The following is a 7,243-nucleotide window of genomic DNA, read 5'->3' on the forward strand; positions in this document are numbered from 1 at the left end:
CGCTACAGGCCGGTGCCGATGGTGTCGGCCTGCACCTGGATCGCCTTGGCGGTCCGCTCGGGGGTGGAGCGGCCGCGCGCCAGCTTCTCCAGCTCCGCCTCCAGCACCCTGGCCACCTGCTCCCAGGTGGGGAACGGCGGCGGTGTCCTGGCGTCCTTGAGCTGCTCGCCGAAGACCGCGAGCTGCTCGTCGGCCTTCAGCTCCGGCTCCTGCCAGGCGGCCTGCACGGCCGGCAGCGCCTTGACCGTGGTGTACCACTGGGCCTGCACCTTCGGCTCGCTCAGCCACTTGATGAGCGCCCAGGCGGCGTCGCGGTTCCTGGCCTTCTTGAAGACCGCCAGGTCCGCGCCGCCGACGAAGCTCGTCGCCGAGACCGGGCCCTTGGGGTAGGGGGCGACGCCGAACTTGCCGGCGAAGCCGGGGCCGCCGTCGTCGTTGAGCACGCCGATCATCCACGGGCCGGAGTAGAAGGCGCCGACCTCGCCCTTGATGAACGTCTGCGGGAAGGCGTTCGCGGGGGTGTCGGTGGGGGCCAGCTTCTGCTGGAACAGCGACGCGTACTGCTTGAGCGCGGTGACCGCCTCGGGGGTGTCGAAGGTGTACTTCCCGTCCTTGACGATCTCGCCGCCGGCCTGCCAGATCAGCGGCAGCACCTCCTGCCAGGAGGCGCCGAGCTGGTAGCTCTGGTTGAAGCCGCGGCGGGCGCCGCCCTTGTCCTTGAGCGCGCGGACGAACGCGGTGAACTCCTCCCACGTGCGCGGCGGTTTCACGCCGGCCCGCCGTGCCTGGTCGGTGCGGTAGTACAGGACGCGGGTCTCGACGTACCAGGGCACGCCGTACGCGGTGCCGTTGATGTCCACGGTCTGCCAGGCGCCGGGGAAGAACGCCGCCTTGTCGACCAGGTTGCCGGGCGTGGGCTCCAGGGCGCCGGTCTTGGCCAGCTCGCCCGACCAGGTGGAGCCGATCATGCTCACGTCGGGGGTGGCGCCGCCCGCGATGGCTGAGGTGATCTTGTCGTGGGCGACGTCCCAGCCGATGGCCGTCACGGTGACCTTGACGCCCGGGTGGGCGCTCTCGAAGCCCTTGACGAACGCGCCGAGCGCCTTGCCCTCCTCGCCCATCGCCCAGACCGTGACCTCCCCGGTGGCGTTGGCGGTCGTGACGTCCCGTGCCCGTTCCTGCGCCGTGCCGGTGCCGCGCCCGCAGCCGGCGGCCAGCATCGCGATCGCCAGCGCGCCCGCGGCGGCGCGCCGGGTGGTGGTGGTCATGTCCTTACCTCCTGGGGGTGGTGGCCGCAGCTCGCGCGGATGACCGGCGCGGTGGCCAGGGTGTGGTGGCTCGGGGTGTCGCGGACACCGGTGATCAGCTCGTCGAGCGCGCGGGCGGCGCGGGCGCCGAGCTCGCGCATGGGCTGCCGGACGGTGGTCAGCGCCGGGCGGGCGTGGCGGGCGGCCATGATGTCGTCCCAGCCGGTCACGGCCACGTCGCCGGGCACGTCGAGGCCGAGCTCCTCGGCGGCGAGCAGCGCCCCCAGCGCCACCTCGTCGTCGGAGCAGACGATCGCCCGGGGCCGGTCGCGGCCCTTGAGCAGCTTCGTGGCGGCCTCGTGGCCGCACTCCACGGTGTAGTGGCCGGTGTCGACGGCCTCGATGGCGCCGCCGAGCACGGACCGCACGCCGCGCCAGCGCTCGTCCACGTCGTCGTGGCTGGTCAGCGGGGCGCCGAGGAAGGCGAAGCGCTCGTAGCCGTGATCGGCGAGGTGGGCGGCCAGGGCGCGGGCCGAGGCGGTGTTCTCGCTGCGCAGCGTGTCGGCGCCGGGCAGCGGGTCGCGGGAGACGAACACCAGCCGCACGCCGAGCCGGACGAGCTCGGCGACCAGCGGCTCCGGCACGGTGTGGCCGAAGATCAGCATGCCGTCGACCCGGCCGGCCAGGTCCTTGATGAGGTCGCCGACCCGGGTGCGGCCCTTCGTGGACAGGATGATCACCGAGCGGCCCAGCTCGGAGGCGACCTCCTCGTAGCCGAGCAGCACCTCGGCGTAGTACGGGCCGGCCAGGTCGGGGAAGACGACGCCGTTGGCGGCGTGGCGGCCCTCGGCGAGGCTGACGCCGAGGCGGCTGGGCGTGAAGTTGAGCTCCTCGACGGCCTTGAGCACCTTCTCCCGCGTCTTGGCGGCGACGGGGCCGGTGCCGCGCAGCGTCCTGGACACGGTGGCGATCGACACGCCCGCCCGCCTGGCCACTTCGTAGATGGTCACGTCCATGGTGCTCATCTCCTCCTGTAAGCGCTTACACCCGCCGCCGGGTGAAAGCGCTTACAGACATGCGCGTGCCAACCACGTTAACTTCTCGTCCAGAGCGCGTCGAGTAACGGTGAGGTCACGGCCGGGATGGGTAGTGCGCCTGCATGCTCTACGGCGAAGAACATGTCCGGCGCTACCGGGAGACCGACGGCGCGGAGGGACACGACTGGAACAACACCACCGTCCTCCTGCTGACCACCAAGGGGCGGAAGTCCGGCCGGCCCTTCACCACCCCGCTCATCTACCAGCGGTTCGGCGACGACTACCTCGTGGTGGCGTCCAAGGGCGGCGACCCCGACCATCCGGGCTGGTTCAAGAACCTCCAGGCCAGCCCGGAAGTGGAGGTGCAGGTGAAGGGCGACAGGTTCAAGGCCCGCGCCCGCACGGCCACGCCGGAGGAGAAGCCCGAGATGTGGCGGGTCATGGCCCGCACGTGGCCGGACTACGACGAGTACCAGAAGAAGACCGACCGGGAGATCCCGGTCGTCGTGCTCGAACGCGCCACCTGACCGGACGCGGAAGGCCCCGCCGTCCCGTGGGGCCTTCCGGCGGGATCACTTGATCAGGTACGCCCGCGTGACGGTCTCGGTGAAGGCGTTGCCCCCGGCGTCGGCGGCCTTGACCCGCAGCGAGGCGAACCTGCCACGCGCCCCGGACGGGTGCCAGGTCTCGGCGGCCCAGGTGTCCTTGCCCGACGGGTGCACCAGCGTGGGCAGCCAGGTGCGGCCGTCGTCGTAGGAGATGTCGACGGTGAGCGTGCGCAGCGGCAGGTCGGGCGAGCCGGCCTGGCGCTGCACGCCGCCTGGTTGCGCGCGTCCAGCTCAGGGTCGATCTTGACGGCCAGCAGCGGCAGCACCTGCCGCTCCCCCGCCGCCGGCGTCTTCGACCGGAACCGCCACTCCGCGCTGACCCGGGTGGACAGCGCCGTCATGGCCGGGTCGCGCCCGGCCGTCATGGTGAGGCGGTACTCGCTCTCCTTCCGGTCGGCGGGCACGTCGATCCAGCCCGGCAGGTAGTCGGAGGTGCTGTGGACCTCCTTGCCGTCGCGGTACAGCGCGGCCCGCGGGGCGGTGTAGGAGCCGACGGAGTAGCGGTCGGGCCTGCCGTCGTCGAACAGCGAGGTCGCGAACTGCATCATGTTCTCCTCGCGCCAGTTGTGGTCGCCGCCGGGGTCGAGCGCGGCCCCGAGGACGGCGCCGTTCCAGCGCTCGGTGCTCTTCTGGCCGGCCCGGTAGACGGTGGTGCGGCCGAAGAAGAACTGGTCGAGGTCGTCGAACCCGTCCGGCGGCAGCTTGTACTGGGCGAAGGACGGGTACCAGCCGGTGTCGCCGGGCGTGTAGTACTCGGTCCTCGTGAACGGCAGCGGCACGTGCGCCACGTGGACGTACGGCATCCAGGCCAGCTCCGTCCCGTACAGGACGGGCAGCGCCATGTGCTCGCCGGTCTTGCCGTCCCGCTGGGCGGCGTAGGTGGAGGTGACCTCGGCCAGGTCGCGGCGGCGCGGGCGGTAGCCGGGGTCGGCGGGGATGCGCGGCTCGGCCTTCATCAGGTGGTAGAAGTACGGGCTGGCGTGGTAGCTGCCGTCGGCCTGCGGCCTGGCCCACTGGGTCCAGCGGTAGTAGGCGAACTTCTTGCTGGCCGTGCGGGTCGTCGGGATGGCCTTGACGCCTTCGACGCGATCGGCGCCCCACCGGCCGGCCAGGTCCACGTCCACGCCGAGCGGCTGCGCGCCCTCGACGAGCTGGAGCAGGCCCAGCATGCCGATCGCCAGGCGCGCGGTCGGCTCCTCCGTACGCACGTTCACCGGCTTGGCGCGGCGGGCGTCGGCGGTGACCGTGCGGTCGCCGTCGAGGGTGAACTCCGGCTCTGCCGCCATCACGATGGTGCCGTCGTGGTCGGCCAGCAGGGTGACGACGGTGTAGCGGCGGCCCTTGAGCAGCCGCAGGTCGAGGCTGCCGCCGGAGATGTCGTAGTTGGTCTGCTCGCCCGCCTCGATGTCGATCACGCCGGCGAACGCGGTCTGCGCGGGCCGCCCGTCGCTGCCGGTGAAGCGCAGGCCGAGCGCCTTCTTCTCCGGCTCGACCCGCATGCCGATGCCGGTCCGTACGGTGACGTCGCCGCCCTTGGCGATGACCGTGCCGCTGAACAGGCCGGTCGCGCCGGGCTTCGCGGTCACCTTGACGTCGGCGGTGCCGTGCGCGGGCACCTCCACCGCGCCGGCGCCGAGGGTGAACGGGGCGGCGCTCTCACCATGCCCGTCCTTGGCGACGACGCTCAGCTCCAGCCGGACGGCGGCGTCGCCGTCGTTGCGGTAGGTGAGCGTGCGCTCCTTGGGCGCGGTGTCGGGCAGCTCGACGTCCCCCATGGTGAGGGAGGCGGGCTCGGTGGTGATGCGCTGGCCGACGGCGCGGGCGACGTCCACCCGGCCGGAGCCCTGGATGTAGGCGCCCAGCTCCTCGCCGGGGGCGGTGGCGGCCATGAGCGCCGCCTTGATGCGGGCGGCCGTCCAGTCGGGGTGCAGGCCGGCCACGACGGCCGCCGCGCCCGCCACGTGCGGCGTGGCCATGGACGTGCCGCTCATCTCCGCGTACAGCTCGTCGCCCGAGGCTCCCTCCGGGGCGCCCGCCCTGGCGGCGACGATGCCGACGCCGGGGGCGATGAGGTCGGGCTTGACCGCCGCGTCGCCGGGGCGCGGGCCGGTGCTGCTGAACTGGGCGACCGTGTCGGCGTCGCGGTAGGAGGCGCCGACGGACAGCGCGGCGTCGGCGCTGCTCGGCGAGCCGAGCGCCTGGGGCCCGTCGTTGCCCGACGCGATCACGAACAGCGTGCCGTACTTGGCCGTGAGGGTGTTGACGGCCTGCTCCAGCGGGTCGACGCCGGGGGCGTCGGGGCCGCCGAGGCTGAGGTTGGCGACGCGGGCGCCGTTCTGCGCCGCCCAGGTCATGCCCTCGACGATGGCGGAGTCGGCGCAGTAGCCGTCCTGGCCGCAGACCTTGCCGATCATGAGCTTGGCGCCGGGGGCGACGCCCTTGCGCGTCCCGCCGGACGCGGCGCCGGTGCCGGCGATCGTGGAGGCGACGTGGGTGCCGTGGCCGTTCAGGTCGGTCGTGTCGGGCTCGGCGGTGAAGTTCTCCGTCTTGACGACCTGGCCCTTCAGGTCCGGGTGGGCGGGGTCGTAGCCGGTGTCGAGCACGGCGACGGGCACGTCCTGGCCGGTGTGGCCGGCCGCCCAGGCGGCGGGCGCGCCGATGTGCGGGACGCTGACGTCGAGGGAGACCTTGGCCTTGCCGTCGAGCCAGATCTTGACGGGGGCGGCGGCGGTGCGGGCCTGGGCCGTGAGCGTCTGCCAGAGCGCGCCGGTGCGCGGCTCCTTCCTGGCGACGCCGTTGATGGCGGGCAGGGGGCGCCCGCCGGCGGCGCGGAGCGCGGCCTGGCCCGAGTCCGGGTCCGAATCCGAGTAGGTCAGGATGAGCGGGAGCCGCGGGCTGGCGGCGTCGTCGTAGCCGAGGGCGGCCAGCCGGGTGACGTTGAAGAGCCTGGGGTCGAGGGTGCCCGCGGCCAGCAGCGGCAGGGCGTCGACGGGCACGATGCTGAGCCCGTCCGCGGACCTGCGGCGCACGAAGTCGATCTTCTCGCGGCCGGGGCCGGCGGCCACGTCGAGCTGGGTCTGCTTGTCCGGGAGCTCGCGGAGGGTGACCTTGTCCCCGGTGATGAGGGTGATCGTCTTCGCCGGGCCGAGCTTGGGCGCGGGCGGGGCGGGCGGGGCGGGTGCTGCCTGGGCCGGTGCGGCGATCGCCGTGGCGGCCAGTAACACGACGCCCAGAAGGGCCGTTCTCTGTTGCACATTCCGCTTTCTAATTGTCAGTGAAATTTGGTGACAAGGTGGCGTCGGTGGCCTATTGCGGCAACTGCCGGAAACGGCCAAGATCGAGCGCGTGCAGGAAGACGGCAGGGCGCTGGAGATCGTCGGCATCTCCGCCTTCGACGAGCGGATCTACCGCAGCGTCCTGGCCTGCCCGGGCATCACCGTCCAGGAGCTGGTCAGGAGGAGCGGCGAGAGCTCGGGGCGCATCCAGTCGTCGCTGAGCAGGCTGCGCGTCAAGGGCCTGGTCAGCCGCCTGTGGGGGCGCTCACCCCGCTGGACGGCCACCAACCCGGGCACCGCCATCCGCGCGCTCGTGCGCGACATGCAGAGCGAGCTGGACCTGCTCACCGACACCGCCGACGAGCTCGAAGCGGCCTTCCGCGACGTCGGCACCGACCCCGCCGGAGGCGACCAGATCGAGGTGCTGGCCGGGCCCGAGGAGCAGGCCCGCTGGTACGTCCGGCTGCAGCAGGAGGCCAAGGAGGAGGTGCTGACCTTCGACCGGCCCCCGTACGTGCTGGACTACCACAACCCGCTGCAGACCGACCTGCTGCGCAACGGCGTGCGCTACCGCACCCTCTACGTGCCCGAGGCGTTCGACCACCCCGGGGCGCTCGACGAGGTGGGCAGCCTGATCAGGGCGGGCGAGGAGGCGCGGATCCTGCCGTGGCTGCCGTTCAAGATGGCGCTCGTGGACCGGTCGCGGGCCGTCATGCCGCTGCACATGGAGCCGCCGCTGACGCGTGGCGTGCTGATCAGGGGCTCCACCGTGGTCGTGGCCCTGGTGGAGCTGTTCGAGCGGCTGTGGCGGGAGGCGCTGCCCGTGCGGCCCGAGCTGTGGTCGCACGGCGTGCCCGAGCCCCAGGTGGCGCCGGACCCGGGCGCGGGGCTGAGCGTCGAGGACCGCCGGCTGCTGGCGCTGCTGGCGGCCGGGCTCAAGGACGACGCCATCGCCCGGCAGCTCGGCACCAGCCCGCGCAGCCTGCGCCGCCGGCTGCGGCACCTGCTCGACGAGCTGAACGCGGAGACCCGCTTCCAGGCGGGCGCCCAGGCCAGCCGCCGGGGCCTGGTCTAGG

5 protein-coding genes are annotated in these 7,243 nt (G+C 73.0%); 2 read left to right on the forward strand and 3 right to left on the reverse strand.

Annotated features, from left to right (window positions below; all coding sequences use genetic code 11):
- Positions 1-2 precede the first annotated feature (2 nt).
- Both HCN51_RS39170 and HCN51_RS39175 read right to left on the reverse strand, forming a co-directional pair.
- Entirely contained in the window at positions 3-1,268 is a 1,266-nt protein-coding gene (locus HCN51_RS39170) for a sugar ABC transporter substrate-binding protein (RefSeq protein ID WP_168017084.1), read from the reverse strand.
- Positions 1,265-2,263 carry a LacI family DNA-binding transcriptional regulator gene (locus tag HCN51_RS39175; protein WP_206068390.1) on the reverse strand — a complete coding sequence of 333 codons (999 nt, stop codon included), beginning with the start codon at positions 2,261-2,263 and terminating at the stop codon, positions 1,265-1,267. Before HCN51_RS39175 ends, HCN51_RS39170 begins: the two co-directional genes overlap by 4 nt.
- Positions 2,264-2,406: 143 nt before the next feature.
- Between HCN51_RS39175 and HCN51_RS39180 the strand changes: the two genes are divergently transcribed.
- Positions 2,407-2,811 (forward strand): nitroreductase family deazaflavin-dependent oxidoreductase, encoded by a 405-nt coding sequence (locus HCN51_RS39180; protein ID WP_168017086.1) that lies wholly within the window; start codon positions 2,407-2,409, stop codon positions 2,809-2,811.
- Between the two features lie 53 nt (positions 2,812-2,864).
- Here HCN51_RS39180 and HCN51_RS39185 read toward each other — a convergent pair whose 3' ends face one another.
- Entirely contained in the window at positions 2,865-6,146 is a 3,282-nt protein-coding gene (locus HCN51_RS39185; protein ID WP_168017088.1) for a S8 family serine peptidase, read from the reverse strand.
- A gap of 91 nt (positions 6,147-6,237) precedes the next feature.
- On the opposite strand from HCN51_RS39185, the gene HCN51_RS39190 reads away from it, so the two are divergent.
- A complete protein-coding gene (locus tag HCN51_RS39190) occupies positions 6,238-7,242 on the forward strand; it encodes a helix-turn-helix domain-containing protein (protein ID WP_168017090.1) in 1,005 nt (334 codons plus the stop codon).
- Position 7,243 lies beyond the last annotated feature (1 nt).

The sequence above is a fragment of the Nonomuraea composti genome (assembly GCF_012034275.1).
In the GTDB taxonomy this organism is placed as follows: domain Bacteria; phylum Actinomycetota; class Actinomycetes; order Streptosporangiales; family Streptosporangiaceae; genus Nonomuraea; species Nonomuraea composti.